This is a genomic window from Promicromonospora sp. NPDC023805 (genome assembly GCF_040639635.1).
Lineage (GTDB): Bacteria > Actinomycetota > Actinomycetes > Actinomycetales > Cellulomonadaceae > Promicromonospora.
Genome location: NZ_JBFAAH010000025.1, coordinates 44,431 through 70,086, shown reverse-complemented (window position 1 = coordinate 70,086; position 25,656 = coordinate 44,431). Strand labels below are relative to the sequence as shown.

26 protein-coding genes and 1 tRNA gene are annotated in these 25,656 nt (G+C 71.4%); 9 read left to right on the top strand and 18 right to left on the bottom strand.

Annotated elements, in window-relative coordinates:
* Positions 1 to 4 precede the first annotated feature (4 nt).
* The 3 genes from AB0F70_RS21705 to AB0F70_RS21695 form a co-directional block, all read right to left on the bottom strand.
* Positions 5 to 1,045, bottom strand: a complete 1,041-nt coding sequence (locus AB0F70_RS21705) for a glycine betaine ABC transporter substrate-binding protein (protein WP_357453146.1) — start codon at positions 1,043 to 1,045, stop codon at positions 5 to 7.
* Positions 1,046 to 1,186: 141 nt separating this feature from the next.
* Complete coding sequence (locus tag AB0F70_RS21700; RefSeq protein ID WP_357453143.1) at positions 1,187 to 1,870, bottom strand: ABC transporter permease subunit; 684 nt, start codon at positions 1,868 to 1,870, stop codon at positions 1,187 to 1,189.
* Complete coding sequence (locus AB0F70_RS21695) at positions 1,867 to 2,526, bottom strand: ABC transporter permease (RefSeq protein WP_357453140.1); 660 nt, start codon at positions 2,524 to 2,526, stop codon at positions 1,867 to 1,869. The genes AB0F70_RS21700 and AB0F70_RS21695 overlap by 4 nt, the downstream gene beginning before the upstream one ends.
* A gap of 41 nt (positions 2,527 to 2,567) precedes the next feature.
* Between AB0F70_RS21695 and AB0F70_RS21690 the strand changes: the two genes are divergently transcribed.
* Together AB0F70_RS21690 and AB0F70_RS21685 are read left to right on the top strand one after the other, a co-directional pair.
* Entirely contained in the window at positions 2,568 to 3,638 is a 1,071-nt protein-coding gene (locus tag AB0F70_RS21690) for an ATP-binding cassette domain-containing protein (RefSeq protein ID WP_357453137.1), read from the top strand.
* Positions 3,639 to 3,705: 67 nt separating this feature from the next.
* Positions 3,706 to 4,602 (top strand): hypothetical protein, encoded by an 897-nt coding sequence (locus AB0F70_RS21685; RefSeq protein ID WP_357453134.1) that lies wholly within the window; start codon positions 3,706 to 3,708, stop codon positions 4,600 to 4,602.
* A 50-nt stretch (positions 4,603 to 4,652) separates the two neighbouring features.
* Here the strand turns inward: AB0F70_RS21685 and AB0F70_RS21680 are convergent, their stop codons facing one another.
* Positions 4,653 to 4,892, bottom strand: a complete 240-nt coding sequence (locus AB0F70_RS21680; protein WP_357453132.1) for a hypothetical protein — start codon at positions 4,890 to 4,892, stop codon at positions 4,653 to 4,655.
* 230 nt (positions 4,893 to 5,122) lie between these two features.
* On the opposite strand from AB0F70_RS21680, the gene AB0F70_RS21675 reads away from it, so the two are divergent.
* The 6 genes from AB0F70_RS21675 to AB0F70_RS21650 all read left to right on the top strand — a co-directional run bounded on the left by AB0F70_RS21675 (position 5,123) and on the right by AB0F70_RS21650 (position 9,279).
* Positions 5,123 to 5,713 (top strand): sigma-70 family RNA polymerase sigma factor, encoded by a 591-nt coding sequence (locus AB0F70_RS21675; RefSeq protein WP_357453127.1) that lies wholly within the window; start codon positions 5,123 to 5,125, stop codon positions 5,711 to 5,713.
* Positions 5,706 to 6,521 (top strand): hypothetical protein, encoded by an 816-nt coding sequence (locus AB0F70_RS21670; protein WP_357453124.1) that lies wholly within the window; start codon positions 5,706 to 5,708, stop codon positions 6,519 to 6,521. Before AB0F70_RS21675 ends, AB0F70_RS21670 begins: the two co-directional genes overlap by 8 nt.
* Before the next feature lie 87 nt (positions 6,522 to 6,608).
* Positions 6,609 to 7,235 (top strand): hypothetical protein, encoded by a 627-nt coding sequence (locus AB0F70_RS21665; RefSeq protein WP_357453120.1) that lies wholly within the window; start codon positions 6,609 to 6,611, stop codon positions 7,233 to 7,235.
* Entirely contained in the window at positions 7,232 to 7,996 is a 765-nt protein-coding gene (locus AB0F70_RS21660; protein WP_357453117.1) for a hypothetical protein, read from the top strand. The genes AB0F70_RS21665 and AB0F70_RS21660 overlap by 4 nt, the downstream gene beginning before the upstream one ends.
* 12 nt (positions 7,997 to 8,008) lie before the next feature.
* Positions 8,009 to 8,881 (top strand): ABC transporter ATP-binding protein, encoded by an 873-nt coding sequence (locus AB0F70_RS21655; protein ID WP_357453114.1) that lies wholly within the window; start codon positions 8,009 to 8,011, stop codon positions 8,879 to 8,881.
* Positions 8,878 to 9,279 (top strand): hypothetical protein, encoded by a 402-nt coding sequence (locus AB0F70_RS21650; RefSeq protein WP_357453111.1) that lies wholly within the window; start codon positions 8,878 to 8,880, stop codon positions 9,277 to 9,279. Before AB0F70_RS21655 ends, AB0F70_RS21650 begins: the two co-directional genes overlap by 4 nt.
* A gap of 227 nt (positions 9,280 to 9,506) precedes the next feature.
* Here the strand turns inward: AB0F70_RS21650 and AB0F70_RS21645 are convergent.
* From AB0F70_RS21645 to AB0F70_RS21580, 14 genes are all read right to left on the bottom strand, one after another.
* Positions 9,507 to 9,582: transfer RNA gene (locus tag AB0F70_RS21645), tRNA-His, on the bottom strand.
* Positions 9,583 to 9,654: 72 nt separating this feature from the next.
* Complete coding sequence (orn, locus tag AB0F70_RS21640) at positions 9,655 to 10,290, bottom strand: oligoribonuclease (RefSeq protein ID WP_357453108.1); 636 nt, start codon at positions 10,288 to 10,290, stop codon at positions 9,655 to 9,657.
* 155 nt (positions 10,291 to 10,445) lie between these two features.
* Positions 10,446 to 10,595, bottom strand: a complete 150-nt coding sequence (locus AB0F70_RS21635) for a hypothetical protein (protein ID WP_357453105.1) — start codon at positions 10,593 to 10,595, stop codon at positions 10,446 to 10,448.
* A 315-nt stretch (positions 10,596 to 10,910) separates the two neighbouring features.
* Positions 10,911 to 11,090 carry a hypothetical protein gene (locus AB0F70_RS21630; protein WP_357453102.1) on the bottom strand — a complete coding sequence of 60 codons (180 nt, stop codon included), beginning with the start codon at positions 11,088 to 11,090 and terminating at the stop codon, positions 10,911 to 10,913.
* Positions 11,091 to 11,296: 206 nt separating this feature from the next.
* Positions 11,297 to 12,145 (bottom strand): FHA domain-containing protein, encoded by an 849-nt coding sequence (locus tag AB0F70_RS21625; protein ID WP_357453099.1) that lies wholly within the window; start codon positions 12,143 to 12,145, stop codon positions 11,297 to 11,299.
* Positions 12,142 to 13,437, bottom strand: coding sequence for a VWA domain-containing protein (locus tag AB0F70_RS21620; RefSeq protein WP_357453096.1), 1,296 nt, complete (start codon positions 13,435 to 13,437; stop codon positions 12,142 to 12,144). The genes AB0F70_RS21625 and AB0F70_RS21620 overlap by 4 nt, the downstream gene beginning before the upstream one ends.
* Positions 13,438 to 13,463: 26 nt before the next feature.
* Complete coding sequence (locus AB0F70_RS21615) at positions 13,464 to 14,591, bottom strand: PP2C family serine/threonine-protein phosphatase (protein WP_357453093.1); 1,128 nt, start codon at positions 14,589 to 14,591, stop codon at positions 13,464 to 13,466.
* 85 nt (positions 14,592 to 14,676) lie between these two features.
* Positions 14,677 to 16,983 (bottom strand): tetratricopeptide repeat protein, encoded by a 2,307-nt coding sequence (locus tag AB0F70_RS21610; protein WP_357453090.1) that lies wholly within the window; start codon positions 16,981 to 16,983, stop codon positions 14,677 to 14,679.
* Entirely contained in the window at positions 16,980 to 18,083 is a 1,104-nt protein-coding gene (locus AB0F70_RS21605) for a hypothetical protein (protein ID WP_357453087.1), read from the bottom strand. Before AB0F70_RS21605 ends, AB0F70_RS21610 begins: the two co-directional genes overlap by 4 nt.
* Positions 18,080 to 19,087, bottom strand: a complete 1,008-nt coding sequence (locus tag AB0F70_RS21600) for a glutamate ABC transporter substrate-binding protein (protein ID WP_357453084.1) — start codon at positions 19,085 to 19,087, stop codon at positions 18,080 to 18,082. The genes AB0F70_RS21605 and AB0F70_RS21600 overlap by 4 nt, the downstream gene beginning before the upstream one ends.
* A complete protein-coding gene (locus AB0F70_RS21595) occupies positions 19,084 to 20,409 on the bottom strand; it encodes a hypothetical protein (RefSeq protein WP_357453081.1) in 1,326 nt (441 codons plus the stop codon). The genes AB0F70_RS21600 and AB0F70_RS21595 overlap by 4 nt, the downstream gene beginning before the upstream one ends.
* Positions 20,406 to 21,305, bottom strand: a complete 900-nt coding sequence (locus AB0F70_RS21590) for an AAA family ATPase (protein ID WP_357453078.1) — start codon at positions 21,303 to 21,305, stop codon at positions 20,406 to 20,408. The genes AB0F70_RS21595 and AB0F70_RS21590 overlap by 4 nt, the downstream gene beginning before the upstream one ends.
* 572 nt (positions 21,306 to 21,877) lie before the next feature.
* On the bottom strand, positions 21,878 to 22,462 hold the full coding sequence (locus tag AB0F70_RS21585; RefSeq protein ID WP_357453075.1) for a hypothetical protein: 585 nt from the start codon (positions 22,460 to 22,462) through the stop codon (positions 21,878 to 21,880).
* A 20-nt stretch (positions 22,463 to 22,482) separates the two neighbouring features.
* Entirely contained in the window at positions 22,483 to 23,703 is a 1,221-nt protein-coding gene (locus AB0F70_RS21580; protein WP_357453072.1) for a toxic anion resistance protein, read from the bottom strand.
* Between the two features lie 263 nt (positions 23,704 to 23,966).
* On the opposite strand from AB0F70_RS21580, the gene AB0F70_RS21575 reads away from it, so the two are divergent.
* Complete coding sequence (locus AB0F70_RS21575) at positions 23,967 to 25,622, top strand: ABC transporter substrate-binding protein (RefSeq protein WP_357453069.1); 1,656 nt, start codon at positions 23,967 to 23,969, stop codon at positions 25,620 to 25,622.
* Positions 25,623 to 25,656: the final 34 nt, after the last annotated feature.

The following is a 25,656-nucleotide window of genomic DNA, read 5'->3' as shown; positions in this document are numbered from 1 at the left end:
CGGGTCAGCTGGTCGGGGTCAGGGAGCCGTCCGAGCTGAAGACCAGACCCAGGGTGACCTCACCCTGCTGGAGCGCCGACTTGGTCAGCGGGCCGCCGGCGTCGAGCGAGCGGAACTCCGCGAACTCCAGACCGTAGGTCTCCTCGAGGCCCGGCTGGCAGAACGGGCGCTCCGTGCACTCCGGCGGGCCGCCGAGCACGAGGCCGCCACAGGCCTCGGCGAGCTCGCTGAGCGACGTGACGCCGTGCTCGTCCGCGAAGGCCTTGGTCACGGCGAACGCGTTCTGGTCCTGCGCGGGGGAGGGCTGGCCGAACACGAGGCCGACCTCCTCGCCGAGCCCGGTGAGCGCCTCGACGGTGCCGTCCAGGTCGCTGCTGGCGACGGCCTCGGCCTCGGCCTCGGCCCCGTTGACGTCCTTGTTGATGAACTCGGTGAGCGTGCCCACGTACTCGGGGATGATCTGGACCTGCTTGCCGTCCTCCAGCGCGGGGAGGTAGGTCTCACGGTTGCCGATGGTGGTGACCTCGGCCTCGTACCCGGCGGCGTTCAGCACCGTCGCATAGATGGTGCCCAGCGTGGCGCTCTCCGCGAAGTCGGCGGCGCCGATGACGATCTTGCCGCTGCCGCTCTGCTCGGGGGCATCGAGGCCGGCGTCGGCCACGAACTCCTCCGCGACCTCCTTGGAGGTGCGGCGGTCGACGTCCACCGCCTTGTTCAGGCTGATGAGCGTGTCGGTGTCGAGCGCTGCCGAGACCGAGTCGAGGAGCGGCACGAGGGTGTCGTCACCCTCCACGGCCGCCGCGTTGATCGCCGGGATGATGTTGTCCACTGTCTGCAGCTGCTTGTCGTCGTCGAGCACCACCAGCTCGTCGCCGGGGACCGCTTCGCAGGCAGCGACGCCGGCGCCGCCCGTCGAGGTGCCGCCGCCGCCGCTCCCTCCGGCGGATCCCGGTTCGCCGCAGGCGGTGAGGAAGGTGAGGCTGACGACGGCGACTGCCGCGCCGAGCGCCCGGGGCAGGGATAGATGCGTACGGGGGAACTTCATCGATGTCTCCGAACGTGGGTGACGTACAACTGTTCTACGGCTTCGATCGATCCCATTCGACCCCGGTCGGCCCACTATGGCAAGGGATAGACACGCTCGTGAGGATGTCGTTACATCGGCCGGGTTCGCTCCGGTCCGGGCCTAGCGCGAATTCGCGCGCAGCGGGGCCGGCGTGGCCAGACGCTGCCCGATCGCCAGCACCATGTCGATCGCGAGGCAGAGCACCGCGACCACCACACCGCCCGCGAGCACCTCGCCGTACCGCTGCGTGCCCATGCCGAGCGCGATGATCTGGCCCAGGCCGCCTCCGCCGACCAGCGCCGCGAGCGGGATAGTTGCGACCACCTGCACGATGGTGGTGCGCAGCCCGGCGGCGACGAGAGTGGTGGCGAGCGGCAGCTCGACCTGCAGCAGGATGCGCCCGTCGCTCATACCCATGCCGCGCGCCGCGTCGCGGGCGTCGGGATCCGCGCCCCGTACGCCCTCGTAGGTGTTCACCAGCAGCACGGGCACCGCGAAGAATGCCGCGGCGATGACGGCCGCGGAGTTGCCGAACAGCCCGCCTGCGGCGAGCAGCAGGATGATGCCGAGCGTCGGCATCGCCCGGGAGGCGTTGGTGAGCCAGACGACGAGGCCGGCTCCCCGCCCGCTGTGCCCGAGCCAGGCACCGACCGGGATCGCGACGGCAGACGCCACCGCGACGGCGATAGCGGTCATCGCCAGGTGCTCACCGGTCAGGTCGAGCACGCCACCGGGCTCGGTCCAGGTCAGTGGGTCGTTGAGCCACACGAGGGCTTCGTCGACGACGCCGGTGGGGGCGCTCATGAGGACCTCCTGCGCAGCCAGGGAGTAACGGCCCTGCCGGCCGCCCACAGGGCGAGGTCCAGCACGAGAGCGAGCAGGATCGTCGCCAGCGTGGCGGTCATGATCTCGGCCCGGTAGGAGTTGTTGCGGAAGCCCTGGAACATGATCTGCCCCAGCCCGCCGTACCCGACCACGACGCCGACGGTCACCAGCGCGACGCTGGACACCGTGGCCAGCCGCAGACCGGCGATGATGCTCGGCAGCGCGCTCGGCATGGCCACCTGGACGAGCAGCCTGCCGGACCCGTAGCCCAGGCCGCGGGCGGCGTCGAGGACCGCGGGGTCCACGGTGGCGAGGCCGGCCACCGTGTTGCGCAGGATGATGAGCAGCGCGTACACCACCAGGCCCACCAGGACGGGCGGGCGGCCGATCCCGAGCACGGGTGCCAGGATCGCGAACAGCGCGAGGGACGGCACCGTGTACATGACGGCCGCCGTGCCGACGACCGGCCCGGACAGCCAGCGGAACCGGGAGACCAGCACCCCCAGCGGGATGGCGATGGCCGCGGAGATCGCGACGGCCTCGATGGTCAGCCCCGCGTGCTCGACCGTGCGCTGCCACAGCACGGGCGCGTTGTCGATCACGTAGGACCAGGAGAACCAGGGATTGCCGGGCATGCCTGAGAACCTACCGCGTGCGACCCGGTAGGTTCTCAGGCATGGCTGCCCGCACCGTGATCGAGCTGGATTCCGTCCGCAAGGCGTACGGGGACGGCACCGTCGCCGTCGAAGGACTGAGCCTCGCCGTGCGCGAGCACGAGGTGCTCGCGCTGGTCGGCCCGTCGGGCTGCGGCAAGTCCACCACGCTGCGCATGGTGAACCGCCTGGTGGAACCGACGTCGGGCAGGATCCTGCTCGACGGCGAGGACGTCACCACCACCGACCCCGTGGCGCTGCGGCGCCGCATCGGCTACGTGATCCAGAACGTCGGGCTGTTCCCGCACCGCACGGTCGAGGCGAACATCTCGACGGTGCCCGCCCTGCTGGGCTGGGACCGCAGGCGCACGCGGGCGCGCGTCGCCGAGCTGCTCGACCTGGTGGGTCTGCCGGCCGCCACGTACGCCAAGCGGTACCCCCACGAGCTGTCCGGCGGCGAGCGGCAGCGCATCGGCGTGGCCCGCGCCCTGGCCACCGACCCGCCGGTGCTGCTGATGGACGAGCCCTTCGGCGCCGTCGACCCGGAGTTCCGGCGGCACCTGCAGGCGGAGTTCCAGCGCATCCAGCGCGAGACCGGGACCACCGTGATCCTCGTGACGCACGACATCGACGAGGCGGCACGCCTCGGCGACCGGATCGCCGTGCTGACCCGCGGCGGCAAGCTCGAGCAGGTCGCGAGCCCGCTCGCGGTACTGGCGCACCCGGCGTCCGACCGGGTGCGGGACTTCACCGGCGAGGGCGCCGCCTCCCGCATGCTCGCCCTCGCCAGCGTGCAGACCGCCGACCTGGAGGGCGCGGAGCGGATCGTCCAGCCCGCGCCGGCGCCCGTACGGCTGGGCGCGCGCCTGACCGACGCGTTCGAGGCGGTCGCGGCGCTGCCCGGCTCCGCGATGGGCCGGGTGCCGGTCGTGGGGGAGTCGGGCGACGTCGTCGGCTCGCTCACCGCCGACGGGATCCTCGGTGCGCTGCGCCGGGCCGCGGACGCCGCCGGGGCTGAGCCGGGCGTCCAGGACGCCTCGGAAGCCGCCGCCGACGTCCCCGAGGAAGCGCCCGGCCGCGAGCCCGCAGTGTGACCTACGCCGCTCCGTCCGCGGCGTTCGGCGCAGGACCGGGCCTGACCCGTCCCGATAGTCTCGGGGCGTGACCAATGCCCGCGTAGCCCTCGCGACCTGCTCCCAGCTGCCCGACCTCGACACGGACGACGTGCCGCTGATCGCCGCCCTGGCGCAGCGCGGCGTGACCGCCGAGCCCGCCGTGTGGGACGACCCCGCCGTGGACTGGTCCGCCTACGACCTCGTGCTGGTCCGCTCCACCTGGGACTACTCGCCGCGTCACGACGAGTTCCTCGCGTGGGCGCGCTCGCTGCGCAAGGTGGCCAACTCCGCCGACGTCATCGAGTGGAACACCGACAAGCGCTACCTCCGGGTACTCGAGGACGCCGGGATCCCGGTGATCCCCACGATCTGGCTCGACCCCGCGCGGCACCTGTCCAAGCGCGCCGTGCACACCCGTATGCCTGCCTTCGGCGACTTCGTGGTCAAGCCCGTCGTCAGTGCCGGCGCCAAGAACACGGGCCGCTACCAGCCCGTGTCCGCGCAGTCGCGGGCCAAGGCCATCTCGCACGCCGTCCGCCTGCTCGACGACGGCCGCTGGGTCATGATCCAGCCCTACGTCACCTCTGTCGACACCGCCGGTGAGACGTGCCTGATCTTCATCGACGGCGAGCTCACCCACGCCGTCCGCAAGAACGCGCTGCTCACCGGCCCCGCCGAGGACACCAGCGAGCTCTACGCGGAGGAGGAGAAGTCCTCGTTCGAGGCCACGCCCGCCCAGGTCGACGTGGCGGAGCGGGCGCTCGCCGTGGCCCGGGAGGCCACCGGTGCGGAGTTCACCTATGCGCGTGTCGACCTGGTCACCGGCGATGACGGCGTCCCCATGGTCATCGAGCTGGAGCTCACCGAGCCGTCGCTCTGGATGAAGTACGGCACGGGCGTCGAGGACAAGCTCGCTGACGCCGTGGTGAAGCTGCTCGGCTGAGTGCTGGCGGGCGCCGTGGCCCCGGCGGCCGCGGTGCCCGGTCCGTACAGCTAGCCGACGAGCAGGTGAAGGGTCAGGAAGAGCAGCGCTGTCGACAGCAGGATGCCGCCGGTCAGGAAGCTGACCCGGGCGGGCGCCGTCTGCCGCTCAGGCTCGGCCGTCGCGAACATCACCGTGCCCGTGCCCAGGGAGATCAGAACGGCCCTCCATGCCCTGGAGAGGGTGGCAAAGGCGGCCGCACGTTCTGACGCGCGCTCGGCAAGGAGCTGGAGCGACTCGACGAGTTCCACGACCACCATGCCCGCACCGGGCCGCAACTGGTTTCGGGCTCGTCGCGAGCCGGTGGCGCTGAACGAGAGCTGCTCGGGCGCGCGACGGGCGGCCAGCTGCGCATTCTGCGAATGTTCTTGCGGCTCTGTGTGCGCCTCGAGCTCCTTCAGCCGTCAGGTGGTGCTGGTAGGACGGGAGTGAAGTGAACCCTGAAGTGCCTGGGCGCTACTGATCTGATGGTGGCCATCGGATGGAGCGACAAAGCGAGGTGAAGTGGTTGACGCGGGACGCTGAGACGCAGACTGATGATCGTCTGCTGGCTCGGGTCAGTGAGGGTGACGAGCGTGCGCTCAGAGGCCTCTACGCGCGCTATGCATCGGTCGTGTTCGCTTTCGTCCTCGCCCGGGTCTCGGACCGTGGAGTCGCTGAGGAGGTCAGCGCGGATGTCTGGTTGGGCTGCTGGCGTTCTGCCCGCGCGTTCCGGGGCGATGCAAAGGTGCTCACGTGGTTGCTCGGGATCGCAAGGCGTCAGATCTATGTGCACACCCGGCGTAAACGTCTTCCACAGGTGCCTCTCGATGACGCGCGGGCGAATGATGTGCCTTCGGAGGAGCCCAGCCCCGCTGAGCTGGTCATCGCGGCCGACCAGACGGTCGCTGTGCTGGATGCGCTCGATGCGCTTCCGGAAGGGCTGGTCGAGGTGGTGCGGTTGGCGTGGTTGCACGAGCTGCCGTACGAGGAGATCGCCGAGGCGGTCGGCGTGCCGGTCGGAACTGTCAAGAGTCGGGTGTCGCGGGCACGCGGGCTGCTGCGCGAGGAACTGAGGAGGCAGGATGCCTGAAGGCGAGACGAGCGAGAATCGGGGCGAGGGGGTCCGCGACGTGCTGCGCCAGTGGGAGGCCGAGCGCGGCCCGCAGCCACCGGAGTTCGGGGCGGTCCAGCGTCGGATCTCCGAACAGCCGTCACCGCTTGCCGCACCGCGCTGGTCGGCGGGTCGGAGCCTGCGCCTGGCCGGGCTGCTGGCGTGGGCGCAGCTGCGGGTGGTGCCGTGGCTGGTGCCGCCGGTCGTGCTGGTGACGGTGACGATGGCGGTGCTCGCCGCCCGTTTCCTCGGCGTCAGCCAGGGGGCGTCGGCGGCGGTGTCAGGGTTTTCCGCGCTGATGCTGTTCGGCGTGGCCGCGACGGTCACGATGGCGCTGTCGCCGAGCCGTGCCGACGCGGTGTCACTGTCGATGCCGCTGGGGCCGCAGGTCGTGGTGATGGCACGGATCGGGATCGTGCTTGCCCTCGACGTGATCGCGGGGACGGCCGCGTCCGTACTGGTCTCCGCCTGGGGCCACACGGGTGGACTGGCCGCGGTGCTGACCGGTTGGTTGGCACCAATGGCGATGATTGCGGGAGTCGCGACGTTCGTGGCTATCTGGGCAGTGCCGTGGACCGGCATGATCGCCGGCCTGGTGTTGATCCCGCTGGTGACTCCGGCGTCGAACAGCACGATGAGCATCGGCCTCGGCGTGTTCTCCGGAGCGGTCCGGGAGGCGATCACCCCGGCGGGTGTCGCTGGGGTCGGCACTCTGCTCCTCGCCGTCGCGATCGTGTCCGCGCGTTCGGCCGCCGTTCACCGAGGAAAGCTCTCGACATCGGTGTGAACCTTCCTCGTCCTCGTCGCTACTGATCCGGTGAAGGCCGAACAGCGTCCAGCGGTCGGCCGGAAACCAGGGATTGAGGAGGGCGAGATGTCAAGAACTCTGCTGCGGACGCAAGGGCGGCGCGTGGGTCTGTCTGTCGCGGTCGGGCCGACGCTCGTCGCCGTCCTGGTCGCGGCCACGGGCTGGATGGTCTCATTGACATGGCCGGCCTCGCAGACGATGACGCTGGTGAACTGGCTGGCGCAGGTCTTCGTGATCTGCGCAGGGGTCTGCGTCGCCGTCGCGCTCACCGGTGACCCGCTGATCGAGCTGCACGAGTCGACGACGACCAGCTTCCGCACTGTCCAGCTCCTGCGCACCCTGCTCGTCACCGCCTCGGGGCTGGTCGGTGCGGTCGTGATGGTGGTGCCGCTGCGTCTGCTCGGGGTCTGGCCGCGCGACATCGGCTGGGCAAGCGTGCTGTCTCCAGCAGGGGCGGTCGTATTCGTCGCCGTGATCGCACTGGTCGCAGCGGCATTCGCCGGAACGGCGTCGTCGACGACGATCGCAGTCGTCGCAGCGTGGATGTTCCTCGCGATGCTCTGGGACCCGTACGTGCTCCCGCTGCACCTGCAGCGTGGCGTGCCGCTCCTCGTCGCCGCTGGGCTGCTGATGCCGGCCTGGCAGAGGCTCGGCGACTCCGAACGCAACATCGCCAAGGTGGCGCCTGTATGACCCTCATCGGCCTTGCGCGCACCCATTCCCGCGTCGCGCGGAGGCAGAAAGCCCTCTGGTTCACCGCGATCCCACTCACCGCGTTCGCGACGTTGCTCGCGGCCATCTCCCCGGCCCGTCCTGGCACCGGCGGGATCGAAGACCTCGCATTCTCCGGACAGATCATCGCAATCCTCACCGGGATCGCGTACGCGGCCGCGTTCACGGACTTCTTCACCGCCTCGGCCGAGCTCGGCATGCACGAGCTCGAAGCCTCCACACCCATCCCGGGCGGGCTGCTGCGGACGGCGCGCGTGCTCGGCGCATTCAGCGTCGTCATCGCCCCAGCCGTTGCTGTGCTCCTCGCGATGGGGCTGGTGCAGACGATCAGCGGGCATCCCTGGTCTCTACCTGGTGCGCTGGCCGTCACGGCGACGGTGGTTGCTCCGGCCGCGCTGATCGCGATGGCGCTGTCCGGGGTGGCGGGGGCGCTGCTGCCCGCGGCGCTGGGACGGATCGTGGCGGTGCTGTTGTGGTTCTTCCTGATCTTCTCCAGTTCTCTGCTGCCGCTCCCGACACCGAACGGGACCCTGTTCTCCGTGATCGGCGACGCGATAGTCACCGGTTGGTTCGGTGCGGACCCGATGTACCCGGCCTCCGGGCCGCTTGCCTTCGACGGTACCCCGCTGGGTGCGGCCGTCTCCCTGGTCCTCCAGCTCGTCATCGTCTTCGCCCTGCTGCTGGCCGGGTCGTGGCTGGCCGAACGCACCCGGAAGCGCTGAAAGGAATCCCGCATGTTCATCTCGATCGATCACCTCGGCAAGGACTTCCGCAAGAAGCCGGCTGCCCTCGACGGCGTCACCCTCGACGTGCCACAGGGCATGACCGGGCTGCTCGGTTCCAACGGGGCCGGGAAGACCACCCTGATGCGGATCCTGTGCGGCATCATCCGGCCGTCGCGAGGACGGGTACTCATCGACGGCCACGACCTCGCCGACGCGAGCACTCGGCGGGCGGTGAAGAAGACCATCGGATACCTGCCACAAGACGTCGAGCCGTACCCGAATCTCACCCCGCTGGAGTTCCTCGACTACGTCGGCGTCCTCAAAGGCATCGACAACGCCGCCGTGCGCAAGCAGCAGGCCCGTGAGCTCATCGCGCGCGTCGGGCTGACCGATGCGCAGGACCGGCGGATCGGTGGGTTCTCCGGCGGGATGCGCCGCCGCGTCGGGATCGCACAGGCGCTCATGGGTGACCCGAAGCTCCTCATCGTGGACGAACCGACCGCTGGGCTCGACCCGGAGGAGCGGATGCGGTTCCGCGCCCTGCTCGCCAGTCTCGGTCGGGACCGCACCGTGATCCTGTCCACCCACATTCTCGACGACGTCGCCCAGACCTGCCCCTACGTGTTCGTACTCCGCGACGGCCGGGCCCGCTACGACGGTCCGACAGAGGGCCTGATCGACGCCGCCCGTGGTCGTACGTGGCTCACCGCGGCCCGCACCGTGCCGCCGCCCGAGCACGAAACCGTGGTCAACGCGACGACCACAGGCGACGGCACCCAGTACCGAGTCATCACCGATACCCCGCCCGCCGATGCCACCCCGGCCGACCCGAACCTCGAGGACGGCTACATGGCACTTGCTCTACTCAAGGAGACCCCGTGAACCCCAACACCATGTCCGTTCCGCGTCACCGCGCCGTCCGGTTCGCCCTCGCTGCCGGCGCCCTCGTCCTCGGCACAGCGGGGCTTGCCGGGTGCAACGGCCTGCAGCATCCCGAAGACTTCCCGGTCGACGGGCCGAAGGCGACGGTGACGAGCAACCCGGCCGAGGTCAGCAAGGACGATCTTGGGCACTCCTGGAACCTCACCGTCGATCACGGCACCGTCGCCTGCGAGCACAACAAGGATGGCGACCCCGTGCTCACGCTCACCGCCCCCGACGGCACCGTCTACGCGCTCAACGCCGTCGACGAGAACAAGGATCTGCCCGACATCGAGGAGATCTCCGACGGATCCATCGGCACCCTGCGCACCGTCGCGTTCACCGCCTGCGACGCCTGATCCATCCCTGCGGCGGGAGGAACATCCGCCGATGACCGCTCACGACGATCGCGCACGCCCGTCTGCCGGTGCCGCCGCTGCGGGCGGAAGCCCGTCAGGTCTGTGCAAGCAGGTGTTCGCCCGAAACCAGAGCGAGGTGTGAACCTGGACTGGTTTCACAGTCGTGTCCCAGCACCTGCGTCCAGCGAACACGAAGGGCCCCTCACCTGAGTGAGGGGCCCTTCGTATGGGGTGAGCGACGGGACTTGAACCCGCGGCCCTCGCGACCACAACGCGATGCTCTACCAGCTGAGCTACGCCCACCATGCTCGCCGATTGTGGACCGGCGACCGTCGAAAAGCATACATGGTCGGCAGCCCCGGACCGAACTGAAAACTACGGGGCGAGCTGCTTCGTGACGGACGTCTCGGCGATGCGCTGCGCCGCGGCGCGCGAGGTCGCCGTGTCCGGGCCGGGCTGGGTGGGGAACAGGACCTCGCGGTAGTAGCGCAGCTCGTCGATCGACTCCAGGATGTCGGCGAGCGCACGGTGCCCGCCGCCCTTCTTCGGTGACGCGAAGTAGACGCGCGGGTACCAGCGGCGGGCCAGCTCCTTGATCGACGACACGTCGACGATCCGGTAGTGCAGGTGCTCCACGAGCTCGGGCATGTGCAGGTCGAGGAACGTCTTGTCCGTGCCGACCGAGTTACCGGCCAGCGGCGCCTTGCGTGGCTCCGGTACCCACTCGCGGACGTAGGCCAGGATCTGCGCCTGCGCCTCCTCGAGCGTCAGCCCCTCGTCCAGCTCGTCGAGCAGGCCGGACGTGGTGTGCATGGTGCGCACGAAGTCGTTCATCTGCGCCAGTGCCTCGGCCGGAGGCTTGACGAGGACATCGACACCGGTGCCCAGGACGTTGAGGTCGGAGTCGGTGACGATCGCGGCGACCTCGACGAGCGCGTCAGCGCGCAGGTCCAGGCCGGTCATCTCGCAGTCGATCCAGACGATGCGCTCGTTGGGGTTGGGAAGGCTCACGCCGCTCAGCCTATTGCGTCCGGAGCAGCGGAGTTACGCGGGATGGGGTCAAGGGGGCAGCCCGGGCAAACAGAAGGCCCTCCCGCAGGCCGACCGGGTGGTCGTCCTAGGAAGGGCCAGGATGTTCGGCGACGGCGCCCGCGCGCCGGAGCCGGTCAGATCAGGCGGAGTCGCTTGACGCGCTTGGCGGAGCGACGCTCGGGACGCTCACGGAGGGCGCGCTGCTGGGCTTCGGAGGCCTCCGCGCGGCGGGCGATCTCGGCGACCTGTGCGCGGCCGATGTCGTACGCGGTCTGGGCATGCATGTGTCTGGTCCTTCCAGGGGTGGGGAGAGGGTGACGGTGCGGTGGGGCGTACCGGCCGGGTCGCGGCTCGGCGCCTCGCACTGTTTCCGTCGTGTTACATCATCCCTGATCACGGAAATCCCGCGCAAGCCGGACAGGGGTGACGTGCAGCACCCTTCCCCAGGTCAGGGCGCTGCGCAGCGCGTCGAGACCGTCCCGTTCGGAGCGATCAACGGTCGTACAACGCCGAAGCAGAGCGGGTGCCGTGCACGCGCTCTGCTTCGGGGTGTCGAGGGGCGCCGGGTACCGGGTGGAACCCGGCCGGCGCCACGGGGGTCATGCCGACCGCACGCGCAGGGCGGGAACCCGTGCGCGGCTGTTGGTGCTGTGTGCGGCGCCGGCCTCGGCCTTGCGTCGCTTCTGCTCCAGGCGGAGCGTTCGTGAACGCCGATCTTCGTCGGCGGCGCGGAGGCGGTCCCGGTGAAGGATGAGCGCCAGGTCGTACTCGGTATGCACGTGAGTGCCTTTCGTGACGCTGGAGGTGTCGGTCTCCCGACATGGGTCTGGCCGGACCCTTTCCACCGCCCGGTATGGGACCGGACGGACGTCACCGCGGTGTGCCTTGAGCCTCCCAGGTGTCACCCGGTCAGCGCACGGCTTTTTATCCGGGGCAGGCAAGAGGCCCGGGTCAGGTGGGTGACCCGGGCCTCTGCCAGGACCTGCTAGGCCTCGCCCAGGAGCGCCTTCCGGATGACGAGCCGCGTCCAGGCGCCGATGAAGACCCGGTCGCTCTCCTCGATCTCCCGGCGGACGCCCTGCGTCAGCGGGACGTCGGGCAGGGGGTCGCCCGTGGCGGCGACGAATGTGCCGTTCGACGAGCCGAGATCCTCCACCCACCAGCGCATCCCGTCGGTGGTCAGCTGGCAGTGCCGCCGGGACACGCCAGGGTCGCTGCCGCAGTCGACGTCGGGCCGGATGCCGCGGGACTGCGACGGCCGCCCCACGAGCAGGCTGCGCTGCCGCAGCGTGACCAGGCCGGGCAGGCCCGCCGACGGCATCGGGTCCTCTGGCTGCTCGTGCGCGTACCAGTCGGGGTCGACCCAGATCTCCGCGACCCAGGCGTCGTCGCCAGGCACGGGCGGCGCGCTGAGCCCGCCGCCGCCGGGCGACGGTGCGGGTATGCCGCTGGCCGACGGCGGAGGTGTGCCCTGCGACGGCGGGTTCACGGGCGGCGGGTTCGGCGGAGGAGCCGCGGGCGCCGGTGTGCTCGGCTGCTGCGGCGCACTCAGGCCGCCCAGGTCCAGGGCGGACGGCGGGGGTGGCGGCGGAGCCGTCGTGCCGGTCGTGAAGTCGTACCCGCAGTTCTCGCAGAACAGCGAGCCCGACGGGGACAGGTCGCCGCAGTTGGGGCAGGTCTCGGGGCCGCCGGCGGCGGACTCGGCGGACGAGACCGCGACCGACCCTGTCTGGGCAGGCTCGACCGCCGAACGCCCCGCCGGGATCGGCGTACCGCACACGTCGCAGTAGTCCGTGGACTGGCTGCTGTGGCCCTCCGGGCAGACGACCGTCATGCGCGCCGTACCCGGGTCGTCTTGGTGGAAGCGGTGTCGAGTGCCATCTCGTCCAGCTTGGCGGTGTTCCGCTTGAGCCGCACGGTGCCCGCCTCCTCGTTGTCCACCTCCACGATCTTGCGCAGGCGCGAGGTCGCGTCGTCGTTGCCGGTCTCGGCGGCGAGCTGGACGGCGCGGCCGAGCTTCACCGTCGCCGTCGCCTCGTCGCCGGCGGCCTTGGCGGCCAGGCCCTCCTGGATCGCCGAGGCGAGCTCCGCCTGGCCCGTGTAGTGCGCCACCTCGGGGCTGATCCGGGCGGTGAGCGTGGAGTCGTCCGACCACTTGGCCTTGACCAGGCCAGACGCCGTCACCTCGTCGCCGACGGCGACCTGCACGCGCGCCGCGAGCTGTTCGGAGCCCACGGGCTTCGCCGGCACGCGGACCGCCACGTGGTACTCGCGGGTCTCGTCGGCCCACGCGCCCGTGGGGTATCCGCTGGTCAGGGCGTTCACCTGGGTGCGGCGGCCCGTGAGGTCGTCCACCTCCGGCGCTACCTGCTTGACGAACAGGACCTCCGAACCCTGGGGCGCCCACACGCGCAGGTCCACCGCGGCGACACCGCGGGCCATGGACTTGCGCACGAGGGCGGAGAAGTCCTCGGCGATGTCCTCGGGCCGGGCGATGAGGTCGACGGTCCCGAGCAGCGCCGTCGAGATCTTGCGCAGCTCCTCCACCACCCAGCGGTCGCCGACCCCGCGGGCGTCGCACTGGAAGTGCCCGGTGACGTCGGCGATCATCCGGTCGAGGTGCATGGTCGGCTCGGACTCGTTCTTGCCGTCGGTCAGCAGGATCAGGTGCTTCTGGGCCGCCGGGACGGTCGCGAAGAGGTCGTCGGCGAGGCGCAGCCAGGAGGAGATCGCGGTGCCGCCGCTCGCGGACATGGTCGAGATGGCGCGCTTGGCCTCGTTGCGGGCGCCCAGCTCCATGGCCACCATGGGCACGCGTGCGTTGGGGTAGGGGAAGATCCGGGTCGCCACGTGGGAGCCGCCGACGATGGCGAACAGGGTGCCGTCGGGGATCTGGTCCACGGCCACCGCCGCGGCGTGCTTGGCGGCCTCCATGTTGCGGCCCTGCATGGACCCGGAGGTGTCGACGGCGACGATCTCGGCGACGCCGCCCGGACCACCGGTGCTCACCCCGGCACCGCCGCCGGCGCCCGCGCCCGTGCACGTCACGGACACGACCGCGTGCACGTCGGTGGCGCCGTCGGACAGGAACTCGTTCTGGAAGACCTCGGCGGAGAACTCGGCCACGGTGGCTCCTCTCGGGTAACGGCAGGCTATCGCTGCTCGGTGACAGTGGGGGAGACGCGGGCAAGAGCCGCGGTGATGTTGTCCCGCCCGCCCTGTGCGTTGGCCCAGCGCACGAGCGCCGCGGCCGTGGTGTGCGGGTCGCCGGAGGTGGCGAACCGGCGCACGAGGTCACTCATCTCGTGCGCGTCGGAGCAGTAGTTCCACAGGCCGTCGGAGCAGACGAGCAGCCAGCCCGGCCCGGACGGGACCGTCGCGGCGCAGCGGGCGTCCGTGTCCGGGGCGTCAGGACCCAGCCACCGCGTGATCGCGTGCGCCTGGGGCGACGTCTCGGCCTGTGCGCGCGGCACGCCGGCCGCGATCATCTCCTGGGCCCACGAGTCGTCGACACTGAGTTGTTCCGGCTGCGCTGAGTCCGGCTGACCCGAGTCCGGCAGCCAGTACACGCGGGAGTCGCCGAGCCAGCCCGCGACGATCAGGTCGTGGTCCACCACAGCGGCCACGAAGGTGCACGACGGCGGGTCGTCCGCCACGTCCTTCCCCTTCGTCGCGGCGAGCTGTTCCGCTGCGCCCCGCACTGCCTGGCCCGCCGCGCGGGAGGCGGCGACCATGGCGTCGGTCCAGCCCGCGATGCGGCGGCTGGTCGCTCCGACCACGGAGCTCGCTCCCTCGGGGCCGTAGGCCACCAGCACGTCCCGCGCGGCGCGGCTCGCGGCGAGCGATGCGACGTCGGAGTCGGGCGCGCTGGACACGCCGTCGCACACCACAAGCGCTGCGAAGGTGCCGCTGGTGGCGAGGGCCATCGCGTCCTCGTTGCGGGGGTGCCGCACACCGCGGTCGCAGACGCCGGCCACCCACTCGGCCGGGCGCTCCTCGAAGTGGTCGCGCTCGGACTGGCCGGGGGTGCCGCAGTCGGCGCAGTACCCGTCCGGGGCGATGGTGCCGCCGCAGGCGCCGCAGGACCGGCGGCCGGAGGTGTCGCCGGTCGCCGGGTCCGGGTCCACCACGGTGGGTGCCATCTCGAGGGTCACCTCGGAGGGGACGCTCGCACCGGAGCTGCCCAGCGGCGTGCCGCAGTTCTCGCAGAATCGGGCGCGGGGCGCCGCGTTCTCTCCGCAGCTGGGACAGCGGACGAGGCTACTGTCGTCGGCACTCATGTCTGGGAAGTTCTCCTTGCCTCGTCAGGGTTCGCACCCCGCGGCTCTCAGCGTGCTCCTCGCACCTGTCAGGTCGGTCGACCGCTCAACGCATGGTCCACCGCCGTACGGAGTTTGCCCGGTCGACGAGATCCACGCGCTCCCAGCGCTCGTCGGTGAGGTGGGCGAGGGTGCGCAGGGCGAGCTCGAGCCGGTCCCGCAGCTCGGGCTCCGTGGCCTCGGCGCCGGCTATCCGCACGCTCGGGTCGGGTCCGGCCTCCGTGACCAGGTCGAGCGCGCCGGAGAGGGCGTCGACGGTGACCTCGGCCTTGGGCCGGTCGGGGACGTGGGCGGCGTCGAGCCCGGCGACGGCGTCGGACAGGTCGAGCAGGGTGCGGCGCGCGTCGACGAGGAGCCGGGCCCGCCGCAGGCGAGCGTCGGGGAAGGACCCACGGCTGGGGCTCACCAGGTCGAGCGCGCGCAGGGCTCCGTCGAGCTCGCCACCCCCCGCCCGCACCCGGGCGAGGCCGAAGGCGGCTGCGCCCGTGTAGTTGGAGTCGGCTCGTGCGATGGTGCCGTACAGCTGCTCGGCGACACCGGGCTCGCCGGAGACCTCGCAGGCCGTGGCGAGCGCGAGCTTGGGCGCCGGCTCGCCGGGCACCTGCCCGTAGACGGCGTTGAACGACGCGCGGGCGGCCGCCGGGTTGTCCGCCGAGAGGTGGCCGAGGCCCTCCATCCAGGCGGCGCGCCACTCCCACGGGTCGTGCTCGAGGATCTGCGCGACGGTCTCGCGCAGGCGGTCCAGGTCGCCCGCCTCGATCGCGGCCCGCGCCAGGGCGAGCCGTACCTCGACGGTGGGCTCGGCCGCGCCGCCGAGCGCGACCATGCGCGCTGCCGGGTCGGTGACGTTCACGCCGGACAGCCAGGACGCCATCGGGTCCGTCGAGTCCACCTTGAGCACCGGCAGCTCGTCCCAGGCCAGCGCGCCGTCGGCGCCGTCGAGCGGCGGCACGCCGAACAGGACCGACTCGGCAGACGTCGTTGCCGTGTACCCGGGGCCCTTGTCGGTGGAGACCACCTCGCGGAGCACGCCGAGGAGCTGGACGCGGGCCTCGTCGACCCCGCCGAACCGGTCGGCAGGGTTCGGCGCGCACGCCTTGGCCAGCCAGCGGTAGAACGAGTCGTACTTCTGGAAGACCGGCGTCTCGGCCACCGGCGGGAACGACGCCTGGTACACGGTCGTGTTGCCGCGGAAGTCGAGCACCAGAGAGGCCAGGGTGCGGCCCAGCGTGAAGATGTCGGAGGCCACCGACGGCCCGATCTCGGCCACCTCGGGCGCCTGGTAGCCGACGGTGCCGTAGATGGCCGACGTCATGTCGTCGGTGCGGCGCACGCCGCCCATGTCGATCAGCTTGACGCCGTCGCCCTGGGCGATGATGTTGTCCGGCTTGAAGTCGCAGTACAGCAGGTTGTGGTCGTGCAGATAGCTGAAGGCGGGCAGCACCTCGAGGATGTACGCGATGGCCTGGTCCACGGGCAGCGGGCGGGCCTGCCCCTCACCCAGGTCGCGGCGCTCCTTGAGCACGTCCTTGAGCGACTTGCCGCCCACGAACTCCATGACCGTGTAGCCGAGACCCTCGTGCAGCACGAAGTTGAAGATCTCGACGATGAGCGGGTGCTCGACCTCGGCGAGGAACTGACGCTCCGCGACCGCCGCCTCGTATGCCTCCCGGTCGCCCGCGTTGAGCAGGCCCTTGAGCACCACCCAGCGGCCGCTCACGTTGCGGTCGCGGGCCAGGTAGATCCAGCCCAGGCCACCGTGCGCGAGGCAGCCCACCACCTCGTACTGGCCAGCGAGGAGGTCGCCGGCCTTGAGCGCCGGCGCGAAGTCGTACCGCGCGCCGCAGTGTCCGCAGAACCCGGCGATGCGGCCAGGCACACCGTCGCGGGCGCGTCCGACCGGCTGGCCGCACGTGGGGCAGAAGCGCTTGTTCTCCGCGAGCTCCGGCGTGGCCATGACGGCCTGCAGCGGATCGGCCACGGGGGTGTGCGGCACGGTGGTCAGGCCGGCGCCCAGGCGGTGCCCGCGCAGCCGGGTCGACCCGGTGCCCACCCGGCGCGTCTGGTAGGTGCCGGACGACGCCGCGCGCGCCGAGCCCAGCGCCGTCGACGCGAGGCGGGACGAGCTGGTGCGGCCGGTCGACGGCTGGGACATGGCGCCAGGGGCGGAGCCCGGGGCAGATCCGGAGGCACGGACGGTGGACGCGTCCGGGTCCTCGCTGGTCCACGACGCCGCGACCTCGGCGAGCGCGTCGCCTGCGGGGTTGCCCCCGGCGGGCGCGCCGCACACGTCGCAGTAGCCGTCCTCGATGGTGCCGGTGCAGCCGGGCTCGGCGCAGGCCTGTGTCGTCATCGGTGTCCCTCCGGGAGGTCACGCACTAGCGTCTCGAGCTGCTCGGTGAAGTGCCGTGCCAGGGCCAGGTCGCAGGGTGTGGCGTCCAGCGCTTCGCGCGCCTCGTCCTCGCCCGCCTTCACGGTGGACGACGCCGCCCGCCCGTTGCCCTGGGCTTTTGTCATCAGCTTCTTGACGCGGTAGCGCAGCTCGGCGCGTTCGCGCAGCGGTGCGGTGTAGGCGTCCTCCACCCGCGCCATCGCCCGTTCGACGGCGCCCAGCCGCTGGACGTACGTCTTGAGGCGGTCGGGTTCTGCGGGGACGTCGCCGAGCCGGGCCACGTCCGGGATCGCGAGCCGCGGCGGGTCGGTGATCTCCCGGCGGCAGCGTTCCGCGACCTGGCTGAGCACGGGCGCCCGGTCGGCCAGGGTGCTGCGCAGCGCGACGGCGCGGTCCCGGTCCTTGGCGAGCGACCGGCGTCGGGCCGTTGCCACTATGAGGTCGCGCTCGGTGCGCGCTATGGCGTCCTCGAGCGCCGCGAGCGGCCCCGTGATGTCGGCGCCGCGGGCGGCGTCGGACCTGAGACGGGCGAGCCGGTCGCGCAGGCGGGCGACCACCGCGTCGTCCTCGGTGTCCGCCGAGGCGAGCGCGGCGTCCTCGGCCCGGACGAGGCCGGCGGCCAGTGAGCGCAGGCGGGCGGTGACGTCGGCGGCGTGCGGGTCGAAGGAGAGCCGGGCCGCGAGCTGGTCGGCCTGCGCGTCGCACAGGCGCGCGGCGTCGACCAGGGACAGCAGCGAGGTCGCGGGGTCGCCGCCCAGGCGGCCCCAGATCAGCTGGGACATGCGCTCGCGCGCGACGGCGTCCGCGCGGCCGGAGTCCCACACCGTGACCAGCTCGTCGGTGCGCGTGCGCACCGCCTGCCACAGGGTCAGGGCCAGCACGACGTCGGCGGTGACACCCTCCGCGCCCGACTGGCGCGCCGCGGAGTCGAGCCGGTCCAGGTCGGCGCGCCGTGCGTCGAGCCAGGCCTGCAGGTCCGACAGGTAGGTCAGGAGGTCCGTGGGTTCCGCGGCGATCCCCAGGGCGCCGGGTGGCGCCGGCGCGCGCTGGGTCCTGCTCACGGCGTCCGTCCGTACACCGGGCTCGGCGCGGCGGGCGCGGGCCCGAGCGCATCGCCCAGCCAGCGGTCGTAGGACTCCTCCCACTGCCCGCCGGCGATCATGTCCTCCAGCACGCCGTTGACGAACCGCACCATGTCCGGCTGGTCGGCGGGGATGCCGACGCCGTAGGGCTCGTCGCTGACGGCGTCGCCGACGACCTTCGCGTACGGGTCCTGCGCGGCGAAGCCGGCCAGGACGGTGTCGTCGCCGGTGATGGCGTCCACCTCACCCTGCTGGAACAGGACGAGGCACGTGGTGTGGGTCGCGGCGGGCACCGCCTCGACGCCCTCCCACTCCCCGAGGCGTTCCAAGGTGGTGGTGCCCTCGGGTGCGCAGACCCGCTGCCCCTCGAGGTCGTCGATGCCCGCGACCTTCGAGGTCGAGGGCACCAGGAGCTTCTGGCCCGCGTGGTAGTACTCCGCGGAGAACGCGATGTTCTCCCAGCGCTCGCAGTTGATGGTGAAGGCGCGCGTCACGATGTCGACCTGGTGCTCGGCCAGCACGGTCTCCCGGTCGCCCGACGTGATCACGCGAAACTCGATCTTGTCCGGGTCGCCCAGTATCGCGTCGGCGATCTGCCGGGCCACGTCGATGTCGAAGCCCTCGATGTCGCCGGTGAACGGGTCGCGCGAACCCATGAGCAGGGTGTCGGCCGAGACCCCCACCCGGAGGGCACCGTGCGCCCGGATGGCCGCCATGGTGGAGCCGGACGTCACCTCTGGGCTGCCCTCGGGGTCCAGCGACGCGACGGCGGGCCGCCCGTCGGCGCAGTCCTCGGCGGCGGTCGCGACGCCGGACGCCGCTCCACCGGTAGCGGCCTTCGGGGCCGACTCCTGCGCCACCGAGCCTGCGCCGGCCGCGCCGGTGAGCAGGTGAGTCATCGGTTCGGGTGCGCACGCCGCCGTCGTGCCGACTATGGCGAGCGCGACGAGGGCGGCGACCAGCGGTCTGCGAACGGTGCTCATCGGTACTCCTTCAGGCGGACGTTCATCCCGGCGGCAGCGGCTACTGCCCCTGCCACACCGAGCACGAGGGCGATCCAGGCGGCTGTCTGCGCGGTGGTCGCCGCAGCGCCGAGCCGGTCGACCGCTGCGGTGCTCGTCGTCTCGACGTCCGCGTGGGCCTGGTCGGAGAACGCGGCGAAGGCCGCACCCGCCGAGCCGTCGCCGGTGGCAGTCGCCGCGTCGACCGCGTCGTCCCAGCGGCCGCCGTCGTCCAGCTCGCGGATCTCGGCGTGCTTGGCGTCCCACTCGTCCAGGAGGGACAGGGGGTCGGAGCCGGTGTCGGTCGCCTCGGCGGCCTCGGCCAGGAGGGCCTTCGCATCGGTGAGCGACGTCTGGTAGGACTCCTCGAAGTCCGCGCCCGAGCCGCGCTTGATCAGCGTGAAGGACTCCATCGACTTGGCGTCGGTGGCCAGCGACAGCGCCTCCGACGTCGCTACGGTCGCCGCGTACGGGCCGCTTGCGACGGACCGGGCGACGCCGTTGCCGCCCAGCACCGCCGCCACCGTCACGACGCCGCCGACCAGGAGGGCGACGCTCGCGGCCGCCAGCCCGGTGTTCAGGACGCGGTGCGTACGCCGGGCCAGCCAGAGCTGGACGGCGCCCAGCGCCACGAGGGCCAGCAGCACGAACAGGAGCAGCGCCTGGGCGAGGGAGATGGAGCCCATGTCGGCGTCCACCCGCTGCGACGTCGAGACCGCCACCTCGTCGATGGTGGGCAGGACCTCGTCACGCAACGCCGCCGACGCCTGGTCCAGGTACGCCGCGCCGACCGGGAAACCCTGCCGGTTGTTCGCGCGCGCGGACTCGACGAGGCCCGCGTACCGCTGCACCGAGTCGGACACGGCGGCGAGGTCCGCCGCCTCCCCGGCCCCCCGCGCGGTCGCGGCCAGCGACGGGACGGCCTGGGCGGCCTCGGACAGGCTCGCCTCGTAGCGTTCGCGCGCCTCCGTGGGCTCCAGCCCGCCCACGAGGAACGCGTTGGTCGCCGTCGCGTCGGCAGAGACCAGGTCGTTGCGCAGCTCCTGGGTACCCACGAGCTGGGCCGCGTCACGCTGCGCGTCGTGCAGCGCCGCCGACTGGCCGTTGCCCGCGAGAAACCCGGTGATGCCAAGGATCAGGCAGGCCACGACGGCCACGGTAGTGGCCAGCGCGAGCTGGCCCGGGGTGGTCAGCAGCGCCGCCGAGAAGCGGCTGCGCCGACGGAGCAGGACGGCGTTGCGCGGCCCGGGATCCTCGCCGGGGTCGGGCGGGGCGGCCGGGTTCGTCGTCGTCGGTGCGGTCACGCGGTGGCCTCGCTGTCTGTACCGATGTCCACGACATCCTCCAGGTCCTCTGGGACCAGCGTGCGCAGCTGGTCCAGCGTCGGTCGTTCAACGTCCCGCAGGCGCCAGGCGTGCCGGGCGATCGCGGAATCAAGCACATTGCGGGCCCAGCGCCCGTTGCCGAAGCCCTCGCCGCGCGCCTGGTCGGCCGCGAGGCGGTCAAAGCGTTCGAGTGTCTCCGGTTGCGGCTCGAAGTCGGCGGACCTCGTCATGCTCTCGAAGATCCGGCGCAGATCGTCGGGGGAGTAGTCCTCGAACGTGATGGTGCGCGCGAACCGGCTCTCCAGTCCTGGGTTGGTGCCCACGAACCGGGCCATCGGGCCCGGGTAGCCCGCCACGATCACCACGAGGTCGTCGCGGTGGTCCTCCATGTCCTTGACCAGCGTGTCGACGGCCTCGCGGCCGTACTGGTCCTCGGCCAGGGTGTAGGCCTCGTCGATGAACAGCACGCCGCCCAGGGCGCGCTCCACCACCGCCGTCGTCTTCTCGGCGGTCTGGCCCAGGTAGCCGGCGACCAGCTCGGAGCGGTCGACCTCGACCAGGTGGCCCTTGTCGAGCAGGCCCAGGGCGCGGTAGATCCCGGCGACGAGCCTGCCTACCGTCGTCTTGCCGGTGCCTGGGTTGCCTACGAAGACGAGGTGGCGGGTGAGCGTCGGGGCGCTGAGGCCGGCTTCGCCGCGGAGGCGTTCTATGCGGAGGAGCTCGGTCTGGCGACGGATCTCGTCCTTGACTCGGCTTAGTCCGGTGAGGGCGTCGAGCTCGGTCAGAAGCTCTTCGAGGGTGCGTTCTTCGGCGGGCTCGGGGGAGTCGGCTGGGGCGGCCGCGGGGTCCGAGATACCGCGCCGGGATGCGTTCACGGGCCCCAGGGGGCCCTCCACTTCGGGAAGGAATACATCCCGGCGCGGTATCTCGGACCCCGCGGCCTTTGTGGTCAGGTCACCTTGGGTGGGGGGCTTCGTGTCCAGGTGGGGGGTGGTTGGCAGGGGTGGCAGGGGGTGTGGCGTCGAGGGCTGCGTTGCCCTGTCGCGGCCTGCTGCCGCGCTGCGGTGGACTGCCTTGGTGCCTTCTGCTGCGGCTATGGCGCTGATGCTGGGGTCGCCGAGGGTGGCTGCGGCGTCTACCACTGCTGCCAGGGCCTCTGCGTACTGCTGTGCGTGGGGGGAGTTGCTGGTGATGAGGTCCGTGAGGAGGTCTGTTGGGGCGCCGCGCCAGCGGCGGGCGCTTACCGCGGCATCGAAGAAGGGTTGGAGGCTGCTGCTCGACGTCGGATGGGACGTTGCCTTGAGCCAGTCCGTGGGGGCGCCTGGAGAGGACTCGGCTACTGCTGCCGCCAGGCGTTCGGCCTCGGTGCGTGCGGCAGCGGCGCTCAGGTTGGCGGCGGTGGCTGTTGCGGCTAGAGCGTCCAGGGCGGCGGCTAGCGCCGTCGTGGTCATGGTGCTTCCAGGGGAGCGGGGCCCGATGCCGGGCCCTGGCCTGGTGCTCCGGGGGCCGGCAGCGAGCCGGGTGCTGTGCTCGGGAGGTTCAGGGTTGACGGCGTGCCGAACTTTTCCTCGAGGAAGCGGCCGTGCGCGACGAGGGCCACGGCGTCGGCGCGGGAGACGGCGTCGGAGATCTTGTCGATGGTGGCGCCCAGGAGGTCGAGCTGGTCGCACAGGATCATGAGCGACGTCTTGCCGCGGTCCACGACGCGCCGGTCGGCGAAGTCGCGGGGGAGGCGCAGGTAGGCGTCGACCGCCTCGGGCAGGTAGCTCGTCGCGGTGGCGACGACGGTGTGCGCCTGCTGGGAGCCGGCGCCGAGCCGGTCCAGGCGGGGCGCCATCTCGTGCACGGTCTCGGCGACGCGCTGCACCCGGGCGGTGACGGCGGCCGGCGCCTTGCCGGACGTGCGGGCCAGGACGGCGTCGACGGACGTCACTATCTGCTCGGTGGTGGGCGGGGCCGGGATGGAGACGGACCGCGCCTCTTCTTCGGTGCGCCCGGTGCGCCCGCCGAGGAGTCGCCGCCACCAGCTCATGCCTGCCTCCGAGCCCGCGGTCACGGGGTGGTGAGGTCGAGAGAACCGCTCGCCACGCCGTCGGTGTTGGTGCGTCGTGCCCGCTCCACGTACTGGGAGGCCTTGGTGGTCTCGGTCTGGAGCACGCCGATGGTCTGCGACATCGAGTCGAGCGCCCGGACCTTGAAGTCGCTGATCGAGTCCATGGTGGCGTAGATGTTCGCGAACGCGGACTGCAGCTGCTCGATGCCGACGGTCGAGCTCGCGGCCTGCTCCTGGATGGTCGCCGACTGGTCGGCGAGCATCTTGGAGGTCGAGGCGATCATGTTCGACGTCGTCGTGTTCAGCGCGCCGATCTGGTCGAGCACGAGCTTCTGGTTCGCGAGCGCCTGCGCCACGATGACGGCGGTGCGCAGCGCGGAGACCGTCGTCGTCGTGGCGCGGTCGACGCCCTTGGTGAGCTCTACGTTGTTCTTGATGATGATGTCGATCGCGAGGTAGCCCTGGATCGAGACCGCGAGCTGCGTGAGCAGGTCCTGGTGCTTCTGGCGCACGTAGAACAGGACGTCCTCGGACAGTGCCTTGGCCCGCTCGGGCTCGGCGATCTGGAGCTCGGCGATCTTCGCGGAGAGCTGTGCGTCGAGGCGCTCGGCCACGTAGATGTACTGGTTCAGTCGGGCCATCGTGTCCCAGAGGTTCTGCTTCTCCAGGTTGAGCGCCGCGTTGTCCTTGCGGAGCTCGTCCTGCCCGTTGTAGAGGGCCTGGATGATGGCGTTGAGCTGACCCTGTGCGGACTCGTAGCGGCGGAAGTAGTCCTGCAGCTTGTCGCCGAACGGGATGATGCCGAGGATCTTGCGCCCGACGCTGGCCTCGGACGGGTCAAGGTCCTCGACCGTGCGGCGCAGCTCCAGGAGGGTCTGGCCCACCTTGGAACCGTCGGCGAGGCCGCCCTCCTTGAGCGCCCGGACGGGCGTGGCGAGCAGCCGGTTGCTGGAGTCTGCGGCCTGCCGGATCTCCTGGTCGCCCATGGTGCGCACGTCGTCGGCGCGCTTGGCGAACTCGGGGCTCTTGGTGTCGGCGCTCAGCAGCCCGTCGAGGTAGGTGGCCACCTTCTGGTCGAGCGCGGGCGCGACGGCGGGGTCCACCTTGGGAGCCATCTTCGGGGCCTGCGTGGCCGCGACGGCCTGGACCGGGTCGGGCGCGCTCAGCACGAGGGCGTCGGCTGCGGGAGCAGGCGGTTGAAGCGGCATCGGCTCGGTCATCGGTGCTCCTCGTGATAGGGCGTCCGAACCCGGCGAGTATATGCGGGGAGCCGCTCTCGCCGGGAGGAAAACGCCTGGGTGCGGGGTGAGAACGAGAGGGCGACAGTGAGAGTTCCCGCCCCCGTCGGACCTCACCCGGTGGGCTTCGGGTGTGGCGCTCCCCACTCGGCGTCCGAGGACGGAATACGTCCGGCCGGGCGCACAGTTTGGGAGCATGAACGCAGTCGTTCGGAACACCTTCCAGACAGGATGCACACGTAGCCATGCCCTTGCGTCGGTTCTCCCGCCCGCGTGCCGTCGTCGTCGTCACGGCCACGGTCGCTCTCCTGCTCGCCGCCTGCTCGCCCGGGGGAGGGACGCCGGAGGAACCCGTCGGCGAACCCGTCGCGGGCGGGACCCTCACCTACGCCTCGGGTGACGCGGAGCCCTCGTGCCTCGACCCGCACGTCGGCGGCAACTACCCGCAGGCGCTGATCGCAACGCAGTACCTGGAGTCGCTCGTCTCGCTCTCCGACAGCGGCGAGGTCATTCCGTGGCTCGCCACCGAGTGGCAGGAGAGCGACGACGGCCTGAGCTGGGAGTTCACGCTCCGCGAGGACGTCGAGTTCACCGACGGCACGCCGTTCGACGCCGAGGCGGTGGCCGCCAACATCGCGCACGTGCAGGACCCGGCGACTGCGTCGTCGACCGGTTACCTCGCCCTGGCGAAGATCAAGAACGTGGTGGCCGTGGACGACCACCTCGTCCGGCTGGAGCTGACCACGCCAGACAGCGCGCTGCTGGAGTCGCTGTCGCAGATCTGGGTGGCCATGGAGTCGCCCAAGGCCCTGGAGCGCAGCCAGGAGGAGAACTGCGCGTCGCCGGTCGGCACCGGCCCGTTCGTCGTCGACGCGTGGGAGCGCCAGGACTCGGTGACCCTCGTGCGGAACGACGACTACAGCTCTCCGCCGGCCGACGTCGAGGGCACCGGCCTCCCGTACCTCGAGTCGATCGTGTGGCGGTTCATCCCCGACTCCGCGAGCCGCTACGCCGCGCTCCAGTCCGGTGAGGTGCAGGTCATCGACAACGCGCAGCCGGACACCATCCAGTCCGCCGAGACCAGCGGCACCATCAAGGAGCTGGATGCACCCCGTCCCGGCGCCTCGAACCGGATAGAGCTCAACTCGGGCAAGGCGCCGTTCGACGACGAGCGTGTCCGCGAGGCGTTCATTCGCTCCTCGAACGTCGACTCGGGCATCGAGGGCCTGTTCTTCGGGACCGCCGAGCGTTCGTACTCGCCGCTGTCCGGCGTCGAGCCGCTCGGCCTGAGCGAGCCAGACCTCTTCACCGTCGACATCAACGCCGCGGCCACCCTGCTCGACGAGGCGGGCTGGGCCGAGCGCGACGCCGACGGCTACCGCGTCAAGGACGGCGAGCGCCTCACCCTCGACTTCCCGGTGAGCACCAACCAGTCGATCCCCGCCGAGCAGTCCCTGTTCGAGCAGATCCAGGCGGATGCCAAGGCCGCGGGCTTCGAGGTGCGGCTCCACCCGCTCGACCTGTCCAGCTGGTACGGCGCCCTCGCCGAGAACGACTACAACCTGGTCAGCGCCCCGTACACGAAGGTCGGCCCGGACGTGCTGCGGATCCTGTACCACTCGGCGAGCATCGAGCCCGCGCCGAGCGGCTACTTCGCGAACCTCGCCCAGGTGGACGACCCCGCGCTCGACGACCTGCTCACCCGCGCCTCCGCGACGAGCAACCCCGACGACCGCAAGAGCCTGTACGAGCAGGCCCAGCGGATCATCCTCGAGGGCTACTACATCCTGCCGCTGTACGACCAGCAGAACCACTTCCTGTACTCGTCGACGGTGCAGGGCCTGCGGGCGATGCCCACGGTCTCGACGCCGACCTTCACCGAGGCCTGGCTGACGTCTTGACGCTTCCCGTCCCCACCACCGGGGCACGCAGGAG